The organism is Type-F symbiont of Plautia stali (assembly GCF_059731105.1).
In genome coordinates, this window is record NZ_AP035909.1 from 795,993 (window position 1) to 817,628 (window position 21,636).

A 21,636-nucleotide genomic window follows, 5' to 3' on the forward strand; every position below is an offset into this window, starting at 1 on the left:
CTGCATAAGAGCCCTTAGTATTCAGATGTGATCTGTAAGGGGCCTGTACTGGCCCCTTTATTTTATCTAAGTCTGTAACGCCCCCTGTCGGACGGCGGGACAGAGTAAATTTTCCGCAAATAAGTGTCTGCTGGTGCACATGTACTCAGGCACGAACCGAGGATTCTGGAATGGCTGACATTACCGCTGCATTGGTAAAAGAACTGCGCGAGCGTACTGGCGCTGGCATGATGGACTGCAAAAAAGCGCTGACCGAAGCGAACGGCGACATTGAGCTGGCGATTGAGAACATGCGTAAGTCTGGCGCAATCAAAGCAGCGAAAAAAGCAGGTAACGTTGCGGCTGATGGCGTGATCAAAACCAAGATCGTTGGCGACTACGGCGTGATTCTGGAAGTAAACTGCCAGACTGACTTCGTCGCAAAAGATGGCGGTTTCCAGGCATTCGCAGACAAAGTTCTGGACGCGGCTGCAGCCGATCGCGTAACCGATGTAGAAGTTCTGAAAGCGCAGTTCGAAGAAGAGCGCGTTGCACTGGTTGCTAAAATCGGTGAGAACATCAACATCCGTCGCGTCGCAATCCTGGAAGGCGCAGAGTTGGGCAGCTACCTGCACGGCGCACGTATCGGCGTACTGGTTTCAGCGAAAGGCGCTAACGAAGATCTGATCAAACAGATCGCTATGCACGTTGCGGCAAGCAAGCCTGAATTCGTTAAGCCAGAAGACGTTTCTGCTGACGTGGTTGAGAAAGAGTACCAGGTTCAGCTGGACATCGCGATGCAGTCTGGCAAGCCAAAAGAGATCGCAGAGAAGATGGTTGAAGGCCGCATGAAGAAATTCACCGGCGAAGTTTCTCTGACTGGTCAGGCTTTCGTTATCGACCCAAGCAAAACCGTTGGCCAGGCTCTGAAAGAGCAGGGCGCTGACGTCATCAACTTCATCCGCTTCGAAGTGGGCGAAGGCATCGAGAAAGTTGAGTCTGACTTCGCTGCAGAAGTTGCAGCCATGTCCAAGCAGTCTTAATGCTCTGAAAGAACCGCCAGATGGCGGTTCTTTTTTGTCTGTGAACCGCAACAGACACATTTTCAGTTTCATCCCAATAGCAATTTCATTGCGGTAAGCGGATGATCGATCACAATTTACTTCTCCTTTACACCCTATCTTCCAGGAAGAACTGACCATGGCGACCAACGCAAAACCTGTTTATCAACGTATCCTGCTTAAACTCAGCGGCGAAGCCCTGCAAGGCGCTGAAGGTTTTGGTATCGACGCGAGTGTGCTGGACCGTATGGCACAAGAGGTAAAAGAGCTGGTTGAGCTGGGCATCCAGGTTGGCGTTGTGATCGGCGGGGGTAACCTGTTCCGCGGAGCGGGCCTGGCGCAGGCGGGGATGAACCGCGTTGTGGGTGACCACATGGGTATGCTGGCTACCGTAATGAACGGCCTGGCGATGCGTGATGCGCTGCACCGCGCCTATGTGAATGCCCGCCTGATGTCAGCGATTCCACTGAATGGCGTCTGCGATAACTACAGCTGGGCAGAGGCGATCAGCCTGCTGCGTAACAACCGCGTGGTGATCTTCTCCGCCGGTACCGGCAATCCGTTCTTCACCACCGATTCTGCGGCCTGCCTGCGCGGCATTGAGATCGAAGCGGATGTGGTCCTGAAAGCGACCAAAGTGGATGGCGTCTATTCTGCCGATCCGGTGAAAAACCCGGATGCGACCCTGTATGAGCAACTGACCTATACTGAAGTGCTGGATCAGGAGCTGAAAGTGATGGATCTTGCGGCCTTTACCCTGGCGCGTGACCACAAACTGCCTATCCGTGTTTTCAACATGAATAAGCCAGGCGCACTGCGTCGCGTAGTGATGGGTGAAAAAGAAGGCACCCTGATTACGCATTAATACCCGAGGCGAGATAAAATAAGGTATATTCTGTCAGCGCGATGATGACGCATCGCGCACCAGTCAGGATTATCGATGATTATCGATCCCGCTTCCGGCCAGGCCGGAACTGGCCAGGTCAAACCGAATCCAAGGGTTTCAACGTGATTAACGACATCAAAAAAGATGCTGACACGCGCATGGAAAAATGCGTTGAAGCATTCAAAAACACCATCAGCAAAGTGCGCACGGGTCGTGCTTCCCCTTCGCTGCTTGACGGCATCGTCGTCGAATATTACGGCACGCCGACGCCACTGCGTCAGCTGGCTTCCGTCACTGTGGAAGACTCACGCACGCTGAAAATCAACGTGTTTGATCGCACCCTGAGTGCGGCAGTTGAAAAAGCGATCATGAAGTCCGATCTCGGTCTGAACCCAAGTTCAGCCGGCAGCGACATCCGTGTTCCGCTGCCTGCACTGACCGAAGAGCGTCGCAAAGATCTGATTAAAATCGTGCGCGGCGAAGCCGAGCAGGGCCGTGTGTCGGTACGTAACGTCCGTCGCGATGCCAACGATAAAATCAAAGCGCTGCTGAAAGATAAAGAGATCAGCGAAGACGACGAACGTCGTGCGCAGGATGAAATCCAGAAAATGACGGATGCTTACATCAAGAAAGTGGATGCTGCACTGTCAGAAAAAGAGACGGAGCTGATGGATTTCTAATCCCATCGCTGCCGGAAAAAACGCCGTACAGAGAGGTATTCGTATGAATGCGACATCTGGCGGCGTTTTACATTGTGCCACTGTGCACCCTGACTTCACACGGATAGCTTCATGAAGCGATTAACTCTGCTGGGATCAACCGGCTCAATCGGCACCAGCACGCTGGCGGTGGTTCGCGCCAATCCGGCGCTCTATCAGATTACAGCACTGGTGGCCGGTCATAACGTGGCGCTGATGGCCGAACAGTGTGCAGCCTTTACCCCGCGCTACGCCTGCATGGCAGACGAAGCCTCCGCTGCTGCGTTGCGTGAGCGACTGAGAGCAATCAGGGTCAATACTGAAGTGCTCTCCGGCGTTCAGGCAGCCTGTGAGCTGGCCGCGCTGGATGAGGTGGATCAGGTGATGGCGGCGATTGTTGGCGCCTCCGGCCTGCTGCCGACGCTGGCAGCCATCCGTGCCGGAAAAACCGTGCTGCTGGCGAACAAAGAGTCCCTTGTCACCTGCGGCCGTTTGTTTATGGAGGCTGTGCGTCATCATCACGCACAGTTACTACCGGTCGACAGCGAGCATAACGCCATTTTTCAGAGTTTACCGGCTACCATCCAGCATCAGTTAGGTTACGCTGACCTGCGGGATAATGGCATTGAGTCGATTATCCTTACGGGATCAGGTGGTCCTTTTCGTGACACAGATTTAGCCGATCTCAGCGCCATGTCGCCCGATCAGGCCTGTGCTCATCCGAACTGGTCGATGGGGAGAAAAATCTCTGTCGACTCGGCCACCATGATGAATAAAGGTCTTGAGTACATTGAAGCCCGTTGGTTGTTCAACGCCAGCGCAGCGCAGATGGAAGTGATACTCCACCCGCAGTCGGTGATTCACTCCATGGTGCGATATTGCGATGGCAGCGTGCTGGCTCAGTTAGGTTCACCGGATATGCGTACGCCCATTGCTCACAGCATGGCCTGGCCTTCGCGTATTAATGCAGGCGTGACGCCGCTGGATTTCACCCGCATGTCGGCGCTGACGTTTGCTGAACCTGACTTTAATCGCTACCCCTGTCTGAAGCTGGCCATTGATGCCTGCGAAGCAGGGCAGGCGGCCACCACCACGCTCAATGCAGCCAACGAGGTTGCCGTTGCGGCTTTCCTGAATCACCAGATCCGCTTTACCGACATCGCTGCGCTGAACAGTGCGGTGCTGGCGGCACAGGTGTGTGCGGAACCGGATTCGGTGGACGCTGTCCTTGAAATCGATCGCTCTGCGCGCGCGCGGGCAACAGAAATGTTGTCGCGCTTCACGTCGTGACGCCGATCGATATGAGGCCATTTGTTCGCTTCAGGTGAAAATGGTATAGTCGCTGGCTCGCGTTTCACGGTCTGTCACCGAATTCGGTGTGGCCCGACACTGAGAATCTGTCGGGATTTGAATCGGGCGCAATGTATTCAGAAACCACAGCATTTCTGATGAAAGGAATTGGTTAAGCGTTATGTCGTCTAACAATCACAACAACACTGATGACCAGCAGGGAAACGGTCCGCGCCACGTCGCTATCATCATGGATGGCAACGGTCGCTGGGCCAAAAATCAGGGAAAATTGCGCATTTCAGGCCACAAAGCGGGCGTCAAATCGGTACGTCGTGCCGTCAGCTTTGCTGTCAGCAACAATCTCGAAGCCCTGACGCTTTACGCCTTCAGCAGTGAAAACTGGAGCCGTCCGGCGCAGGAAGTCACCGCGTTAATGGAACTGTTTGTCTGGGCACTCGACAGTGAAGTGAAGAGCCTGCACAAACACAACGTCCGGTTACGCGTCATTGGCGATACCAGCCGATTCAGCCCGCGTATTCAGGAACGTATTCGCCGTTCTGAGACGCTGACTGCAAATAATAGTGGCCTGACGCTCAACATTGCTGCCAACTATGGCGGCCGTTGGGATATTATCGAAGGCGTGAAAAAACTGGCTGAACAGGTTCAGGAAGGCTTACTGCGTCCTGACCAGATTACCGAAGAGAGCCTGACGTCGCAGCTCTGTATGCAGGAGCTGGCGCCAGTGGATTTAGTGATAAGGACCGGGGGAGAGCATCGGATTAGCAACTTCCTGCTGTGGCAGATTGCCTATGCTGAATTCTATTTTACCGATGTGCTCTGGCCGGATTTCGATGAACACGTTTTTGAAGGTGCACTGAATGCATTCTCTCTGCGGGAGCGTCGTTTTGGCGGCGCTGCACCAGGCGGCGCCTGAGCAATCTGGGGGTAACCTTTGCTGAAGTCTCGTCTGATTACCGCGTTAATTTTAATTCCGCTGGTAATAGCTGCACTGTTCTGGTTACCACCTGTGGGTTTCGCAATTACCACCATCATTATCTGTATGCTGGCCGCCTGGGAATGGGGTCAGCTGGCAGGGATGGCATCCCGTCAGCAGCGCGTCTGGCTGGCGGTTCTTTGTGGCCTCTTACTGGCCCTGATGCAGTTTACTCTGCCTCCTTATCAGCATGATGTGCATCTGCCGCAGGTGGCGACATCGCTCTGGGCGTCGCTGGTGTGGTGGGTCGTTGCGCTGCTGCTGGTTCTCTCCTATCCCGCTTCGGCCGCCTTCTGGCGCCATTCACGTCCGCTTCGCCTGCTGTTTGGTCTCTTAACCCTGGTGCCTTTTTTCTGGGGCATGATGGCGCTGCGCCAGTATCACTATGAAACCGATCACTTTGCCGGGGCCTGGTGGCTGCTGTTTGTCATGCTGCTGGTGTGGGGCGCGGATTCAGGGGCCTACATGTTTGGCAAGATGTTCGGCAAACACAAGCTGGCGCCAAAGGTCTCACCGGGTAAAACCTGGGAAGGTTTTCTGGGCGGTCTGGTCTCTTCCGCGCTGATTGCGCTGCTGTTCGCAACGCTGGCCCCTCTGACGGTGTCAGCTGGCACGCTGGTGGTCTGCGCGGTGATTGCGACCCTGGCGTCGGTGCTGGGTGATCTCACCGAAAGTATGTTCAAACGCGAAGCGGGCATCAAAGACAGCGGTAATCTGATCCCCGGTCACGGCGGGATTCTGGATCGCATTGATAGTCTGACTGCGGCAGTGCCGGTGTTTGCCTGTTTATTGCTGCTGGTGTTTCGCACCCTTTAAGGACAGGCAAAGATGTTGAGCATAATCTGGAGTTTTGTCGCCTTTATCGTTGCGCTGGGCGTGCTGATTACCGTCCATGAATTTGGCCATTTCTGGGTCGCCCGTCGCTGCGGCGTCAAAGTTGAACGCTTTTCTATCGGTTTCGGTAAATCACTCTGGCGGCGTCGTGACCGCCAGGGCACCGAGTTTGTCATCGCGCTGATTCCCCTTGGCGGCTACGTGAAAATGCTCGACGAGCGTGTCGAGAGCGTTCCCGCCGAACTGCGTCATCAGGCTTTCAACAACAAAGCCGTCTGGCAGCGCGCTTCCATCATTGCGGCGGGTCCTGTCGCTAACTTCCTCTTTGCCATCTTTGCCTACTGGGTTGTGTTTATTCACGGCGTGCCGGGTGTGCGCCCGGTAATCGGTGAAATTTTAAACGGTTCGGTCGCGGCGGAAGCGCAAATTGCACCCGGTATGGAACTTAAGGCGGTTGACGGTATCGAAACGCCTGACTGGGATGCTGTGCGTATGGCGCTGGTGGGTAAAATCGGCGACAGCAGCACAACCCTGACGGTGGCACGATTTGGCGAGGACGCGACCCAGGAGAAACAGCTGGATTTGCGTAACTGGCAGTTTGAGCCAGACAAGCAGGATCCGGTTGTCGCGCTGGGCATCCGGCCACGTGGTCCACAGATTGAGACCACGCTGGCAGAAGTGCAGGCGAACTCGCCAGCCAGTGAAGCCGGTTTGCAAGCTGGCGACAGGATCGTTAAAGTCGATGGTCAGCCATTATCGCAGTGGCAGACTTTTGTCACGCAGGTCCGGGATAACCCGGGCAAAAGCATGGCGCTTGAGGTGGATCGCGGCGGTGATGCAATTACGCTGACCATGACGCCAGAAGCCAGATCGGGCAGCAAAGGCGAAGGATTTGCGGGTGTTATCCCGCGCATTGTCCCGCTGCCGGAAGAGTACAGAACGGTAAGACAGTATGGCGCGTTTGCGGCTATCGGTGAGGCCAGTGTAAAAACCTGGCAGCTGATGAAGCTTACCGTTTCTATGCTGGGCAAGTTAATCACGGGTGATGTGAAGCTGAACAACCTGAGCGGGCCAATCTCGATTGCGCAGGGTGCAGGGTTGTCAGCAGAGTATGGGTTGATTTACTACCTGATGTTCCTGGCGCTGATCAGCGTCAACCTGGGCATCATCAACCTGTTCCCATTGCCGGTTTTAGATGGTGGGCATCTGCTCTTCCTGGCGATCGAAAAGATCAAAGGTGGACCGGTGTCCGAGCGAGTTCAGGACTTTAGTTATCGCATCGGTTCGATTTTGCTGGTGCTGTTAATGGGGCTTGCACTTTTCAATGATTTCTCCCGTTTGTAACCGCTGGAACGCGAACATTCAGGGGATGTGTTAGGAAAACGCATAATAACGATGGCGATGAAAAAGTTGCTCATAGCGTCGCTGCTGTTTAGCAGCGCCACCGTTTACGGTGCAGACGATTTCGTGGTGAAGGATATTCATTTCGAAGGGCTGCAGCGAGTCGCCGTCGGCGCGGCTCTGCTGAGCATGCCAGTTCGGGTTGGCGATACGGTGAATGACGATGATGTCAGAAACACCATTCGCTCACTGTTCGCGACTGGCAACTTTGAGGATGTTCAGGTCCTGCGAGACGGTACAACGCTGATTGTCCAGGTCAAAGAACGTCCTACCATTGCCAGCATTACCTTCACCGGTAACAAAGCGGTGAAAGAGGATCAGCTGAAACAGAATCTGGAAGCCTCCGGTGTGCGTGTCGGCGAAGCGCTTGACCGTACCACGCTCTCTTCTATCGAGAAGGGCCTGGAGGATTTCTACTACAGCGTCGGTAAATATACGGCCAACGTGAAAGCGGTGGTCACGCCACTGCCGCGTAACCGTGTCGATCTGAAGCTGGTCTTTACGGAGGGTGTCTCTGCCAAAATTCAGCAGATCAACATCGTCGGTAACAAGGCGTTCAGTTCTGATGAACTGATCTCCCGCTTCCAGCTGCGCGATGAAGTGCCCTGGTGGAACGTGGTCGGCGACCGTAAATACCAGAAACAGAAACTGGCCGGTGACCTCGAAACCCTGCGCAGCTTCTATCTGGATCGCGGCTACGCCCGCTTTAATATCGATTCGACCCAGGTCAGCCTGACGCCGGATAAAAAAGGCATCTACATCACGGTCAACATCACTGAAGGCGATCAGTACAAAATCGCCGGCGTGATCGTGAATGGCAGCATGGCAGGCCACTCAGCAGAGATTGAACATCTGACCAAAATTCCGGCAGGCGAGCTCTATAACGGCGCCAAAGTCACGAAGATGGAAGATGACATCAAGAAACTGCTGGGCCGCTACGGCTACGCCTATCCGCGCGTCGTGACACAGCCTGAAATCAACGATGCTGATAAGACTGTCAAACTGCACATCAACGTCGATGCCGGTAACCGCTACTACGTGCGTCACGTTCGCTTTGAAGGTAACGACACCTCAAAAGATGCGGTGCTGCGTCGTGAAATGCGTCAGATGGAAGGGGCCTGGCTGGGCAGCGACCTGGTCGAGCAGGGCAAAGAGCGTCTGAACCGCACCGGTTACTTTGAAAACGTCGATGTGGATACCCAGCGCGTGCCAGGTTCACCGGATCAGGTTGATGTGGTCTACAAGGTTAAAGAGCGCAACACCGGGACCTTCAACTTCGGCGTCGGTTACGGCACCGAGAGTGGCGTAAGCTTCCAGGTCGGGGTCACGCAGGATAACTGGCTGGGCACCGGTAATACCGTCGGCATCAGCGGCACCAAAAATGACTACCAGACCTATGCCGAGTTCTCGCTGACTGACCCTTACTTCACCGTGGATGGGGTGAGTCTGGGTGGTCGTCTGTTCTATAACGACTTTAAAGCGGACAATGCCGACCTCTCTGACTATACCAACAAGAGCTATGGTCTGGATGGCACGCTGGGCTTCCCGGTTAACGAAAACAACACCCTGCGTGTCGGTCTGGGCTATGTCCATAACGACCTCTCCAACATGCAGCCGCAGGTGGCGATGTGGCGTTATCTGGATTCAGTCGGCAAGCCGCAGCAGCTGGATGATAAAGGCGAATTCTCTGCTGATGACTTCACCTTCAACTACGGCTGGACCTACAACACGCTGGACCGTGGCTTCTTCCCGACGGCGGGTAACCGCACCAACCTGAACGGTAAGGTGACGATTCCTGGCTCAGACAACAGCTTCTACAAGGCCACGCTGGACACCCAGCAGTATGTGCCGATTAACCAGGATCACACCTGGGTGCTGTTGGGTCGTGGCCGTGTGGGTTACGGCGATGGTCTCGGCGGCAAAGAGATGCCGTTCTATGAGAACTTCTACGCCGGTGGTTCCAGTACCGTTCGTGGCTTCCAGTCCAATACCATTGGTCCGAAGGCTGCCTACTACAATAACAACTCGTCGAATTGCCGCCTGGCCGATCCGGATGGCATCTGTAAGTCTGACGATGCGGTCGGCGGAAACGCCATGGCGATTGCCAGCCTGGAGCTGATCACGCCAACGCCGTTCCTGAGCGAGAAGTATGCCAACTCGGTACGTACCTCGGTGTTTGTCGATACCGGTACCGCATGGGATACCCACTGGGAAAACACGGCCGAAACTCGTGCGGCGGGCATTCCGGACTACAGCGATCCTAACAATATCCGCGTTTCAAGCGGTGTTGCGCTGCAGTGGATGTCACCGCTCGGCCCGCTGGTGTTCTCTTACGCCCAGCCGATAAAGAAAGTGGATGGAGACAAGTCAGAGCAGTTCCAGTTTAACATTGGTAAAACCTGGTAATGATCTGAGCATGGATGCATAGCTGAAGTCTTGCTGCCGGACAGCGCAGGCTGTTCCGGGGCAAACACTGTGTCGCTGACACAAACGTTGATGGTAAGGAGTTTATAGTGAAAAAGTTGTTGTGTGCCGCAGGTCTGGGTCTTGCTTTAGCGGTTTCCGCTGGTGTTCAGGCTGCTGACAAAATTGCAGTGGTAAACGTGTCCAGCATTTTCCAACAGTTACCGCAACGTGCGACTGTTGCTAAACAGCTGGAAAATGAGTTCAAAGGCCGTGCAACTGAGCTGCAGAGCCAGGAACGCGATCTGCAAACTAAAATGCAGCGTTTACAGCGTGACGGCTCTACCATGAAGGCCAGCGAACGCAGCCGTATGGAAAAAGATGTCATGTCTCAGCGTGAAGCTTTCTCTTCAAAAGCCCAGGCCTTTGAGCAGGATAACCGCCGTCGTCAGATGGAAGAGCGTAACAAGCTGCTGAGCCGCATTCAGGACGCCGTGAAGAAAGTCGCTGACAGCGATGGTTACGATGTCGTGATCGACGCGAACGCGGTGGCTTATGCATCAAACGCAAAAGACATTACTGCTGACGTGCTGAAACAGGTTAAATAATTCATGGCATCTATTCGACTGGCTGATTTAGCCCAGCAGTTGGATGCAGAATTGCACGGAGATGGCGATATCGTCATCTCCGGCATTGCTTCTATGCAATCCGCCACAACTGGCCAAATCACATTTCTTGCAAACAGCCGTTACCGCGAGCAACTCGCCCTGATAAAGGCTTCAGCCGTGGTGCTGACGGAAGCGGATCTGGAGTGGTGCAATACGGCAGCGCTGGTGGTGAAAAATCCCTACCTGACCTATGCGCGTATGGCACAGATACTCGATACCACCCCCCAGCCCGCGCAGAATATCGCGCCCAGCGCGGTGATCGACCCTTCAGCCCGACTCGGCAACAACGTCGCGATTGGCGCTAACGCCGTCATCGAAGCGGATGTGGAGCTGGGCGACAACGTGGTGATCGGCGCAGGCTGCTTTGTGGGCAAAAAAACCCGCATCGGTCGTGGTACCCGTCTCTGGGCCAACGTCTCCGTTTATCATGAGATTCAGATCGGCCAGGATTGTCTGATTCAGTCAGGCACCGTCATCGGTTCTGATGGCTTCGGCTATGCCAACGATCGCGGTAACTGGGTGAAAATCCCGCAGTTAGGCGCGGTAATTATCGGCGATCGGGTGGAAATTGGTGCCTGCACTACCATCGATCGCGGTGCGCTGGATAACACTCTGATAGGCAATGGTGTTATCATAGACAACCAGTGCCAGATCGCTCACAACGTAGTTATTGGTGACAATACTGCGGTTGCAGGCGGTGTGATCATGGCGGGTAGTTTGAAAATTGGACGTTACTGTATGATTGGCGGTGCCAGCGTCATTAACGGCCATATGGAAATCTGTGACAAAGTCACCGTGACCGGTATGGGCATGGTCATGCGTCCTATCACAGAGCCTGGCGTCTATTCCTCAGGCATTCCGCTGCAACCCAACAAAACCTGGCGCAAAACTGCAGCGCTGGTGATGAACATCGATGACATGAGCAAACGCTTAAAAGCCATCGAGCGCAAGGTCGGCAAAGACGACTGACCGCCATCCCAAAACTGACCGGCTTTCATAATAAAAATGTTAAGCAGGGAAGCCCGGCGCCACAGAACCTATTTGCGGCCTGCGGAAGATCATTTTGATCTGTGCAGGCCGTGTTATTGATGTCATCAGATTTTTAGGACAGGAAGAGTATTTTGACTACTGAAACTCATACTCTGAAAATTGAAGAGATTTTAGAGCTGCTGCCGCACCGCTATCCGTTTCTGCTGGTAGACCGCGTGCTGGAATTTGAAGAGCACAAATACCTGCGTGCAGTGAAGAACGTTTCTGTTAACGAACCGTTTTTCCAGGGGCATTTCCCTGGTAAACCGATTTTTCCTGGCGTTCTTATCCTGGAAGCGATGGCGCAGGCCACCGGTATTCTGGCGTTTAAAAGCGTAGGTAAACTGGAGCCAGGTGAACTCTATTATTTTGCCGGTATCGACAACGCCCGCTTCAAGCGCCCTGTGGTACCAGGCGACCAGATGATCATGGAAGTCACTTTCGAGAAAACCCGCCGTGGTCTGACCCGCTTCAAAGGCGTGGCGACTGTCGACGGTAAAATCGTTTGTGAAGCGACCATGATGTGTGCCCGCAGCCGGGAGGCATAATTCGTGATTGATCCAACCGCCACTATCCATCCCAGTTCTGTCATCGAAGAGGGCGCGGTTATCGGCGCCCGCGTTCACATTGGCCCGTTTTGCTTTATTGGCGCGAATGTGGAGATCGGTGAAGGAACGGTACTGAAGTCACACGTTGTGGTGAACGGCCACACACGTATCGGTAAAGATAACCAGATCTATCAGTTCGCCTCTATCGGCGAAGTGAACCAGGATCTGAAATATGCCGGTGAGCCAACACGGGTTGAAATCGGCGATCGCAACCGCATCCGTGAAAGCGTGACGATTCATCGCGGCACCACTCAGGGTGGCCATGTCACCACGGTGGGCAGCGATAATCTGCTGATGGTCAACGTTCATATTGCGCACGACTGCGTCATCGGTAACCGCTGTATCTTCGCCAACAACGCGACCCTGGGTGGTCACGTCACGGTCGATGATTTCGCCATTATTGGCGGCATGACAGCAGTGCATCAGTGGTGCACTATTGGTGCGCACGTGATGGTGGGTGGCTGTTCCGGCGTGGCGCAGGATGTGCCGCCTTACGTTATTGCGCAGGGCAACCATGCCACGCCGTTCGGGATCAACATTGAAGGCCTCAAGCGCCGTGGATTCAGCAAAGAGTCGTTGCACGCGATCCGCAACGCCTACAAGTTGCTCTATCGCAGCGGCAGAACGCTGGAGGAAGTGAAGCCGGAGATTGAAGCGCTTGCGCAGCAGCATAGCGAAGTGCAGCCTTTCTACGATTTCTTTGCCCGTTCAACCCGTGGATTAATTCGTTAATTCATGTCAGCGCGTCCTCTAACGATTGCCCTGGTCGCCGGAGAAACCTCCGGCGATATTCTTGGTGCAGGTCTGATTCGAGCCCTGAAAGCGCGCCATCCCGACGCGCGTTTTGTCGGCGTAGCCGGTCCGTTGATGCAGGCGGAAGGGTGTGAAGCCTGGTATGAGATGGAAGAGCTGGCGGTCATGGGCATTGTGGAGGTGCTGGGACGTCTGCGCCGTCTGCTGACGATCCGCCGCGATCTCACCCGGCGCTTTACCGAACTCCAGCCCGATGTGTTTGTCGGGATCGATGCGCCTGACTTCAATATTACGCTGGAAGGCAACCTGAAACGCGCCGGTATCCGTACCATTCACTACGTCAGTCCCTCTGTCTGGGCATGGCGTCAGAAGCGCGTCTTCAAGATTGGTCGTAACACCAATCTGGTGCTGGCCTTCCTGCCGTTTGAAAAAGCGTTCTACGATCGCTTTAATGTTCCCTGCCGTTTTATCGGTCACACCATGGCGGATGCGATGCCGCTGCACCCTGACAAACAGGCTGCGCGTCGTCACCTGGGAATTGCCGATAATGCGCTCTGTCTGGCCCTGCTGCCCGGCAGTCGTGGCGCAGAAGTTGACATGCTCAGCGCCGATTTTCTCAAAACGGCCCGGTTACTGCGGCGTCACTATCCGGCGCTGGAAGTCGTCGTTCCGCTGGTTAACGCCCGCCGGCGCGAACAGTTTGAGAAGATAAAAGCCGAAACGGCTCCCGACCTTCCTGTTCATCTGCTGGATGGTCAGGGACGCGAGGCGATGATCGCGAGCGATGCCGCACTTCTGGCATCGGGCACTGCTGCACTGGAGTGCATGCTGGCAAAATGCCCGATGGTGGTGGGGTATCGAATGAAACCGGCGACCTTCTGGCTGGCAAAACGGCTGGTGAAGACCCCCTATGTTTCGCTGCCCAATCTGCTGGCAGGACGGGAACTGGTGAAAGAGTTACTGCAGGATGAGTGTCAGCCTGAAGCCCTGGCCGCGGCGTTAGATCCGCTGCTGCATGCCGGGCCTGAGCGCGAAACCCTGCTGCAGACGTTCAATGAATTACATCAACAGATCCGCTGGAACGCCGATGAACAGGCGGCGGATGCGGTACTGGAGCTGGTGAATGCCTGATTTTATCTATCCTGCCGCCACGCTGATTGCCGGTGTGGACGAAGTCGGGCGCGGCCCGCTGGTTGGCGCGGTCGTTACGGCGGCGGTGATCCTCGATCCGACCAACCCGATTACCGGGCTGGCGGACTCGAAGAAGCTGTCGGAAAAACGCCGGCTGGCCCTGTTTGACGAAATCAAAGAGAAGGCGCTGGCGTGGAGCCTGGGCCGGGCAGAACCGGAAGAGATTGACCAGCTGAATATCCTGCATGCGACTATGCTGGCGATGCAGCGTGCGGTTGCTGGCCTCTGCATTCAGCCTGACTATGTGCTGATAGACGGTAATCGCTGCCCGGCGCTGCCGATGCCGTCACAGGCGGTAGTCAAAGGGGACAGTCTGGTCGCTGAGATCAGCGCCGCTTCTATCATTGCCAAGGTCTCCCGCGACCGTGAAATGGCTGAACTCGATCTGCTGTTCCCGCAATATGGCTTTGCACAGCACAAAGGCTATCCGACGGCGCTGCACATGGAAAAACTGACGCAGTATGGCGCGACTCCGCACCACCGTCGCAGTTTTGCTCCTGTCCGCAACGCGCTGATCGATGCGGACGTACTGGCCGCCAGCCAGCCCCATACGCTTTAATAGCCTGACGCTGTTTTAACCGGAAACTGATATGGCTGAACCCCGTTTTATACATCTGCGCGTCCACAGTGACTATTCGATGGTTGATGGCCTGGCGAAAACCGGGCCGCTGATCAAAAAGGCGGCTGCGCTCGGCATGCCCGCGATTGCGATCACCGACTTCACTAACCTGTGTGGCCTGGTGAAATTCTACGGCGGGGCGCACGGCGCAGGGATAAAACCGGTTATTGGTGCCGATTTTAAGGTCGCCAGCGAGCTGATGGGGGATGAACTCACGCAGCTGACCGTGCTGGCGGCGAACAATACCGGCTATCAGAACCTGACGCTGCTGATCTCCCGCGCCTATCAGCGTGGCTATGGCGTGGACGGGCCGATTATCGATCGCGACTGGCTGATTGAATTGCAGGAAGGGTTAATCCTGCTGTCAGGCGGACGCCGCGGAGATGTCGGCCGCAGCCTGCTGCGCGGTAACAGCACGCTGGTTTCACAGTGCCTCTCTTTTTATCAGCAGCATTTCCCTGACAGATACTATCTGGAACTGATCCGCACCGGCCGTCCGGATGAAGAAAGCTACCTGCACGCGGCGGTGGAGCTGGCGATTGCCGAAGGCATTCCGGTGGTCGCGACCAACGAAGTCTGCTTTATCAATGAAGAGGATTTCGACGCGCATGAAATCCGCGTGGCCATCCATGACGGCTATACGCTGGATGACCCCAAGCGTCCGCGCAACTACAGTCCTCAGCAATATATGCGCAGCGAAGCGGAGATGTGCGAGCTCTTCTCGGACATCCCGGAAGCGCTGGAAAACAGCGTAGAAATTGCTAAGCGTTGTAACGTCACGGTCCGGCTGGGCGAATACTTCCTGCCGCAGTTCCCGACCGGAGATATGACCACGGAAGATTATCTGGTCGCGAAATCCCGCGAGGGGCTGGAAGAGCGTCTGGTGTTCCTGTTCCCGGACGAAGCTGAGCGGCTGCAGAAACGCCCGGAATATGATGAGCGTCTGGAGGTTGAACTCAACGTGATCAACCAGATGGGCTTCCCGGGCTACTTCCTGATCGTGATGGAGTTCATCCAGTGGTCCAAGGATAATGGCGTGCCGGTCGGGCCGGGTCGTGGTTCCGGTGCTGGCTCGCTGGTGGCCTATGCGCTGAAAATTACCGATATCGATCCGCTGGAGTTTGACCTGCTGTTCGAACGTTTCCTGAACCCGGAACGTGTCTCAATGCCCGACTTTGACGTCGATTTCTGCATGGAGAAGCGTGACCAGGTGATTGAACACGTCGCGGACATGTACGGGCGCGAAGCGGTTTCACAGATCATCACTTTCGGCACCATGGCGGCGAAAGCGGTTATCCGCGACGTTGGCCGCGTGCTCGGTCATCCTTATGGTTTCGTGGATCGCATTTCCAAACTGATCCCGCCCGATCCCGGCATGACGCTGGAAAAAGCCTTTGTTGCTGAACCGCAGCTGCCGGCCATGTATGAGGCGGATGAAGAGGTCAAAGCGCTGATCGACATGGCGCGTAAGCTGGAAGGGGTCACGCGTAACGCCGGTAAACATGCCGGTGGCGTGGTCATCGCGCCAACGAAGATCACCGATTTTGCGCCGCTCTACTGCGATGAGCACGGTCAGTTCCCGGTGACCCAGTTCGATAAAAATGATGTGGAGTATGCCGGCCTGGTGAAGTTCGACTTCCTGGGGCTGAGAACGCTGACCATCATCGACTGGGCGCTGAAGATGATTAACCCGCGCCGGGAAAAGCAGGGGCTGGAGCCGATCGACATCGCCTCTATCCCGCTGGATGACAAGAAAAGCTTCGATATGCTGCAGCGCTCGGAAACCACCGCGGTATTCCAGCTTGAATCGCGCGGCATGAAGGATCTGATCAAGCGTCTGAAGCCCGACTGCTTTGAAGATATGATCGCACTGGTGGCGCTGTTCCGTCCGGGGCCGCTACAGTCCGGCATGGTGGATAACTTCATCGACCGCAAGCATGGTCGTGAAGCGATCTCCTATCCCGACATCCAGTGGCAGCATGAAAGTTTGAAACCAGTGCTGGAGCCCACATACGGCATCATTCTCTATCAGGAACAGGTGATGCAGATCGCCCAGGTCCTCTCCGGGTACACCTTGGGTGGCGCAGATATGCTGCGTCGCGCCATGGGGAAAAAGAAACCGGAAGAGATGGCCAAGCAGCGTTCCGTTTTCCGTGACGGTGCAGAAAGCATGGGCATCGACGGCGAACTGTCGATGAAGATCTTCGATCTGGTAGAAAAATTTGCAGGCTATGGCTTTAACAAGTCACACTCTGCGGCCTATGCACTGGTCTCTTACCAGACGCTATGGCTGAAAGCGCACTATCCGGCAGAGTTTATGGCCGCGGTAATGACCGCCGATATGGATAACACCGAGAAGGTGGTAGGTCTGGTCGATGAGTGCTGGCGGATGGGACTGAAGGTGCTGCCGCCCGATATCAACTCCGGCCTCTATCCCTTCCATGTGAATGACGCAGGTGAAATTGTTTACGGTATCGGTGCGATAAAAGGGGTCGGTGAAGGCCCGATCGAAGCGATCATTGACGCCCGAAACGAAGGCGGTTACTTCCGCGAGCTGTTTGACCTCTGCGCCCGAACCGACACTAAAAAGATCAACCGTCGGGTGATGGAAAAACTGATCATGTCCGGGGCCTTCGATCGCCTGGGGCCGCATCGCGCCGCGCTGATGAGTGCGCTCGGTGACGCGTTAAAAGCGGCCGATCAGCATGCGAAGGCGGAGGCGATTGGCCAGGCGGATATGTTTGGCGTGCTGGCGGAAGAGCCGGAGCAGGTGGAGAAATCGTACGCCAGCGTCACGCGATGGCCGGAGCAGGTGCAGCTGGATGGCGAACGGGAAACCCTGGGGCTCTACCTGACCGGGCACCCGATTAATCAGTATCTGAAAGAAATTGAGCGTTACGTTGGCGGGGTGCGGCTGAAAGATATGCATCCAACCGACCGGGGGAAAATTACCGTGGCGGCCGGTCTGGTGATCGCTGCACGGGTAATGGTCACCAAACGCGGCAACCGAATTGGTATCTGTACTCTGGACGATCGTTCTGGTCGTCTTGAGGTGATGTTATTTACCGATGCGTTAGATAAATACCAGCAGCTGCTGGAGAAAGACCGAATCCTGATCGTCAGTGGACAGGTCAGCTTTGATGACTTCAGTGGTGGCCTTAAAATGACCGCTCGTGAAGTTATGGACATCGACGAAGCTCGCGAAAAATACGCGCGCGGACTTGCTATCTCGCTGACGGACAGGCAAATTGATGACCAGCTATTAAACCGACTCCGTCAGTCCCTGGAACCTCATCGATCAGGGACGATTCCGGTGCATCTCTACTATCAGAGAGCCGACGCGCGAGCGAAGCTGCGCTTTGGGGCAGCGTGGCGAATTTCGCCCAGCGATCGTTTACTTAACGATCTGCGCTCGTTGATCGGATCGGAGCAGGTGGAACTGGAGTTTGACTAGAACAGGAACATTATGAGTCTTAATTACCTGGATTTTGAACAGCCAATTGCAGAACTCGAAGCGAAGATTGATTCGCTGACTTCAATTGGTCGTCAGGATGATAAACACGTTAATCTGGATGAAGAAGTTCAGCGCCTGCGCGAGAAGAGCGTTGAGCTGACCCGTAAAATCTTCGCCGATTTAGGCGCATGGCAGATCGCTCAACTGGCGCGCCATCCTTTGCGTCCTTATACCTTTGACTACGTCCGCAACGCGTTCGACGATTTCGATGAGCTGGCGGGCGACCGTGCTTATGCGGATGACAAAGCGATTGTTGGCGGTATTGCGCGTCTGGATGGACGTCCGGTGATGATCATCGGGCACCAGAAAGGCCGTGAAACCAAAGAGAAAATTCGCCGTAACTTCGGCATGCCAGCACCGGAAGGCTATCGCAAAGCGCTGCGCCTGATGGAGATGGCTGAGCGCTTCAAAATGCCTGTCATCACCTTCATCGACACCCCGGGTGCTTATCCGGGCGTGGGCGCGGAAGAGCGCGGGCAGTCTGAAGCGATTGCGCGCAACCTGCGTGAAATGTCTGGCCTGAAAGTACCGGTCATCTGTACGGTCATCGGTGAAGGCGGTTCAGGTGGTGCACTGGCCATCGGCGTGGGCGACAAAGTGAATATGCTGCAGTACAGCACCTATTCCGTTATCTCGCCGGAAGGCTGTGCCTCTATTCTGTGGAAAAGTGCAGATAAAGCGCCGCTGGCTGCGGAAGCGATGGGCATTACCGCTCACCGTCTGAAAGAGCTGAAGCTGATTGACTCCGTAATCCCGGAGCCGCTGGGTGGCGCGCATCGCCGTCCGGTCGACATGGCGCAGTCTCTGAAGCAGCAGCTGCTGGCCGATCTGGCCGAACTCGATGGGTTAAGCACTGAAGAGTTGCTGGACCGTCGTTATCAGCGCCTGATGAGCTACGGCTACGCCTGATAAGTGCACTTCCATAAAAGCGGACTCCGGTCCGCTTTTTTTATGCCTGTACTTTCCCTCAACATGCTCACTCGCCGCTTTCAGTTTCCTCCTGGCACCGCCTCGCTACACCTTATGGGGGTTAGCGGTTATGCTTGACCGGTTCCACCACAATCAGGGAGACAGGCATTGAATATTCTGGCGATCATGGGCGCGCACGGCGTGTTTTACAAAGATGAACCGTTACGCGAACTCGACGCGGCGTTAAATCTGCAGGGCTTCCAGCTGCTTTACCCGAAAAACAGTGACGATCTGCTGAAACTGATCGAACACAACCCGCGTATCAGCGGCGTTATCTTCGACTGGGATGCGCACAACAGCCCCGAACTGTGCGGAGAGATTAATCAGCTAAACGAATACCTGCCTCTGTATGCCTTTATCAATACCCACTCGCAGATGGATATCAGCATCAATGAGATGCGTATGCCGCTGCACTTTTTTGAGTATGCGCTGAATGCCGCCGAGGATATCGCGCTGCACATCCGGCAATACACGGATGACTACCTTGACCACATCACGCCGCCGCTGACCAAAGCGCTGTTCACCTATGTGAAAGAGGGCAAGTACACCTTCTGCACGCCGGGCCATATGGCGGGCACCGCGTTTCAGAAGAGCCCGGTCGGCTGTCTGTTCTACGATTTCTTCGGGGCTAACACCCTGAAATCAGACATCTCGATTTCGGTGACCGAGCTGGGTTCGCTGCTTGACCACACCGGGCCGCACCTGGAAGCGGAAGAGTATATCGCGCGCACCTTCGGCGCTGAGCAGAGCTACATGGTGACCAACGGCACCTCGACCTCAAATAAAATTGTCGGGATGTATGCCGCTCCGGCGGGCAGCACCGTGCTGATCGATCGCAACTGCCACAAATCGCTGACTCATCTGCTGATGATGAGCGATCTGATCCCGATCTGGCTGAAGCCGACCCGCAATGCGCTGGGGATCCTCGGCGGCATCCCGAAGCAGGAGTTCACCCGCGACGCGATAGCGCATAAAGTGGCATCGACTGACAGAGCCACCTGGCCGGTGCATGCGGTCATTACTAACTCCACCTATGACGGGCTGCTCTACAACACCCAGTACATCAAAGAGACGCTGGCTGTGCCGTCGATTCATTTCGACTCCGCCTGGGTGCCTTACACCAATTTCCACCCGATTTATGCGGGCAAAAGCGGCATGAGCGGAGACCGCATTCCGGGCAAGGTGGTCTATGAAACGCAGTCGACCCATAAACTGCTGGCGGCGTTCTCTCAGGCATCCATGATCCACATTAAAGGCGACTACGACGAGCAGACGTTTAACGAAGCCTACATGATGCACACCACCACCTCGCCTAACTACGCCATCGTCTCCTCTATTGAAACCGCCGCTGCCATGCTGCGCGGCAATCCGGGTAAGCGTTTGATCAATCGCTCGGTCGAACGCGCGCTTCATTTCCGCCGTGAGATCCAGCGGCTGCGTGAAGAGTCTGACAGCTGGTTCTTTGACATCTGGCAGCCGGAACAGGTTGACGAAGCGCAGTGCTGGCCGATCCAGCCGGGCGACGAAGCGTGGCATGGATTCACGCAGGCCGATCGCGATCACATGTATCTCGATCCGATCAAGGTGACAATCCTGACGCCGGGCATGAGCGAGCTGGGTGAGATGGCGGAAGAGGGGATCCCGGCGGCGCTGGTGGCGAAGTTTCTGGATGAGCGCGGCATCGTGGTGGAGAAAACCGGCCCCTATAACCTGCTGTTCCTGTTCAGTATCGGCATCGATAAAACCAAGGCGATGAGCGTGCTGCGCGGGCTGACCGAATTTAAACGCGCCTACGATCTGAATCTGCGGGTGAAAAACATGCTGCCGGATCTCTACGCAGAGGATCCCGACTTCTATCGCAATATGCGCATTCAGACCCTGGCACAGGGGATCCATCAGCTGATCCGCCATCACGATCTGCCGCGTCTGATGCTGCAGGCATTCGACGTGCTGCCTGAAATGAAGATGACACCGCATCAGGCGTTTCAGCAGCAGGTGAAGGGCAACATCGAAACGGTGGATATCAGTGAGCTGGTCGGGCGGGTTTCGGCCAACATGATCCTGCCCTATCCGCCGGGCGTTCCCCTGGTGATGCCGGGAGAGATGATCACTGAGAAGAGTCGCGCGGTGCTCGATTTCCTGCTGATGCTGTGCAGCATTGGCCGGCACTATCCGGGGTTTGAAACCGACATTCACGGTGCCAGCCTGACGGAAGAGGGCGAATACCGTGTGCGCGTGCTGAAAAACGACCCGGCATAAATTTTTAAATTTTATCAGCGGCGGGATGCCTGACTCAGGCATCCCGCCCGAATCAGGATATTCAACATGTTGCAGTTAAACGCTATTCACCACATCGCCATCATCGCCTCTGACTATCCCCGCAGCAAAGCCTTCTATTGCGATGTGCTGGGCTTTCGACTGATGGGCGAAGTTTACCGTGAAGCGCGCGACTCCTGGAAAGGCGATCTCGCGTTAGGGGACCGCTATACCATTGAGCTTTTCTCTTTTCCTGAACCCCCTGCACGGGTCAGTCATCCCGAGGCGTGCGGCCTGCGCCATCTGGCCTTTACCGTGCCGGATGTGGCCGCAGCGGTGGCGACGCTGGCTGAAAAAGGTGTGATCTGCGAGCCGATTCGCATTGATGAACTCACGGGTAAAGCCTGTACTTTCTTTGCCGACCCGGATGGTTTGCCGCTGGAGCTCTATCAGGCGTAAACTAGCGCGCTCGGCGGGCGACAT

General features: G+C 55.5%; 18 protein-coding genes. All 18 read left to right on the plus strand.

All coding sequences use genetic code 11. The features are described 5' to 3' along the window. Window positions 1-170: 170 nt before the first annotated feature. The 18 genes from tsf (at window position 171) to AC6I7A_RS03640 (ending at window position 21,612) form a co-directional block, all read left to right on the plus strand. The gene (tsf, locus tag AC6I7A_RS03555; RefSeq protein ID WP_009091996.1) at window positions 171-1,022 is read left to right on the plus strand and encodes a translation elongation factor Ts; all 852 of its coding nucleotides are present in this window, start codon (window positions 171-173) and stop codon (window positions 1,020-1,022) included. A 157-nt stretch (window positions 1,023-1,179) separates the two neighbouring features. Beyond that, on the plus strand, window positions 1,180-1,905 hold the full coding sequence (pyrH, locus tag AC6I7A_RS03560; protein WP_009091994.1) for a UMP kinase: 726 nt from the start codon (window positions 1,180-1,182) through the stop codon (window positions 1,903-1,905). A 143-nt stretch (window positions 1,906-2,048) separates the two neighbouring features. After that, a complete protein-coding gene (gene frr, locus AC6I7A_RS03565; RefSeq protein WP_009091992.1) occupies window positions 2,049-2,606 on the plus strand; it encodes a ribosome recycling factor in 558 nt (185 codons plus the stop codon). A gap of 111 nt (window positions 2,607-2,717) precedes the next feature. Next, a complete protein-coding gene (gene ispC / locus AC6I7A_RS03570; protein WP_046101259.1) occupies window positions 2,718-3,914 on the plus strand; it encodes a 1-deoxy-D-xylulose-5-phosphate reductoisomerase in 1,197 nt (398 codons plus the stop codon). Between the two features lie 181 nt (window positions 3,915-4,095). Beyond that, window positions 4,096-4,848: a (2E,6E)-farnesyl-diphosphate-specific ditrans,polycis-undecaprenyl-diphosphate synthase gene (gene ispU / locus AC6I7A_RS03575; protein ID WP_009091989.1), complete on the plus strand. Its 753-nt coding sequence runs from the start codon at window positions 4,096-4,098 to the stop codon at window positions 4,846-4,848. A gap of 18 nt (window positions 4,849-4,866) precedes the next feature. After that, window positions 4,867-5,724, plus strand: coding sequence for a phosphatidate cytidylyltransferase (gene cdsA / locus AC6I7A_RS03580; RefSeq protein WP_009091988.1), 858 nt, complete (start codon window positions 4,867-4,869; stop codon window positions 5,722-5,724). 12 nt (window positions 5,725-5,736) lie between these two features. After that, the gene (gene rseP, locus AC6I7A_RS03585) at window positions 5,737-7,086 is read left to right on the plus strand and encodes a sigma E protease regulator RseP (protein ID WP_009091986.1); all 1,350 of its coding nucleotides are present in this window, start codon (window positions 5,737-5,739) and stop codon (window positions 7,084-7,086) included. 51 nt (window positions 7,087-7,137) lie between these two features. Next, the gene (gene bamA / locus AC6I7A_RS03590) at window positions 7,138-9,549 is read left to right on the plus strand and encodes an outer membrane protein assembly factor BamA (protein WP_009091984.1); all 2,412 of its coding nucleotides are present in this window, start codon (window positions 7,138-7,140) and stop codon (window positions 9,547-9,549) included. A gap of 107 nt (window positions 9,550-9,656) precedes the next feature. Next, window positions 9,657-10,154 (plus strand): molecular chaperone Skp, encoded by a 498-nt coding sequence (skp, locus tag AC6I7A_RS03595; protein ID WP_003852644.1) that lies wholly within the window; start codon window positions 9,657-9,659, stop codon window positions 10,152-10,154. Window positions 10,155-10,157: 3 nt separating this feature from the next. Then, entirely contained in the window at window positions 10,158-11,183 is a 1,026-nt protein-coding gene (gene lpxD / locus AC6I7A_RS03600; protein ID WP_058958057.1) for a UDP-3-O-(3-hydroxymyristoyl)glucosamine N-acyltransferase, read from the plus strand. A gap of 152 nt (window positions 11,184-11,335) precedes the next feature. Then, a complete protein-coding gene (gene fabZ / locus AC6I7A_RS03605) occupies window positions 11,336-11,791 on the plus strand; it encodes a 3-hydroxyacyl-ACP dehydratase FabZ (RefSeq protein ID WP_009091980.1) in 456 nt (151 codons plus the stop codon). 3 nt (window positions 11,792-11,794) lie between these two features. Continuing rightward, on the plus strand, window positions 11,795-12,583 hold the full coding sequence (lpxA, locus tag AC6I7A_RS03610) for an acyl-ACP--UDP-N-acetylglucosamine O-acyltransferase (protein WP_009091978.1): 789 nt from the start codon (window positions 11,795-11,797) through the stop codon (window positions 12,581-12,583). Between the two features lie 3 nt (window positions 12,584-12,586). After that, on the plus strand, window positions 12,587-13,735 hold the full coding sequence (gene lpxB, locus AC6I7A_RS03615) for a lipid-A-disaccharide synthase (protein WP_058958058.1): 1,149 nt from the start codon (window positions 12,587-12,589) through the stop codon (window positions 13,733-13,735). After that, on the plus strand, window positions 13,728-14,354 hold the full coding sequence (gene rnhB, locus AC6I7A_RS03620) for a ribonuclease HII (RefSeq protein ID WP_058958059.1): 627 nt from the start codon (window positions 13,728-13,730) through the stop codon (window positions 14,352-14,354). Before lpxB ends, rnhB begins: the two co-directional genes overlap by 8 nt. A 31-nt stretch (window positions 14,355-14,385) precedes the next feature. After that, window positions 14,386-17,868 carry a DNA polymerase III subunit alpha gene (gene dnaE / locus AC6I7A_RS03625; protein WP_058958060.1) on the plus strand — a complete coding sequence of 1,161 codons (3,483 nt, stop codon included), beginning with the start codon at window positions 14,386-14,388 and terminating at the stop codon, window positions 17,866-17,868. A 12-nt stretch (window positions 17,869-17,880) separates the two neighbouring features. Further along, complete coding sequence (gene accA, locus AC6I7A_RS03630) at window positions 17,881-18,837, plus strand: acetyl-CoA carboxylase carboxyl transferase subunit alpha (RefSeq protein WP_009091971.1); 957 nt, start codon at window positions 17,881-17,883, stop codon at window positions 18,835-18,837. A gap of 168 nt (window positions 18,838-19,005) precedes the next feature. Continuing rightward, a complete protein-coding gene (locus AC6I7A_RS03635) occupies window positions 19,006-21,156 on the plus strand; it encodes a lysine decarboxylase LdcC (RefSeq protein WP_046101264.1) in 2,151 nt (716 codons plus the stop codon). A gap of 66 nt (window positions 21,157-21,222) precedes the next feature. After that, complete coding sequence (locus tag AC6I7A_RS03640) at window positions 21,223-21,612, plus strand: VOC family protein (protein ID WP_009091968.1); 390 nt, start codon at window positions 21,223-21,225, stop codon at window positions 21,610-21,612. The last annotated feature ends 24 nt before the right edge of the window (window positions 21,613-21,636 follow it).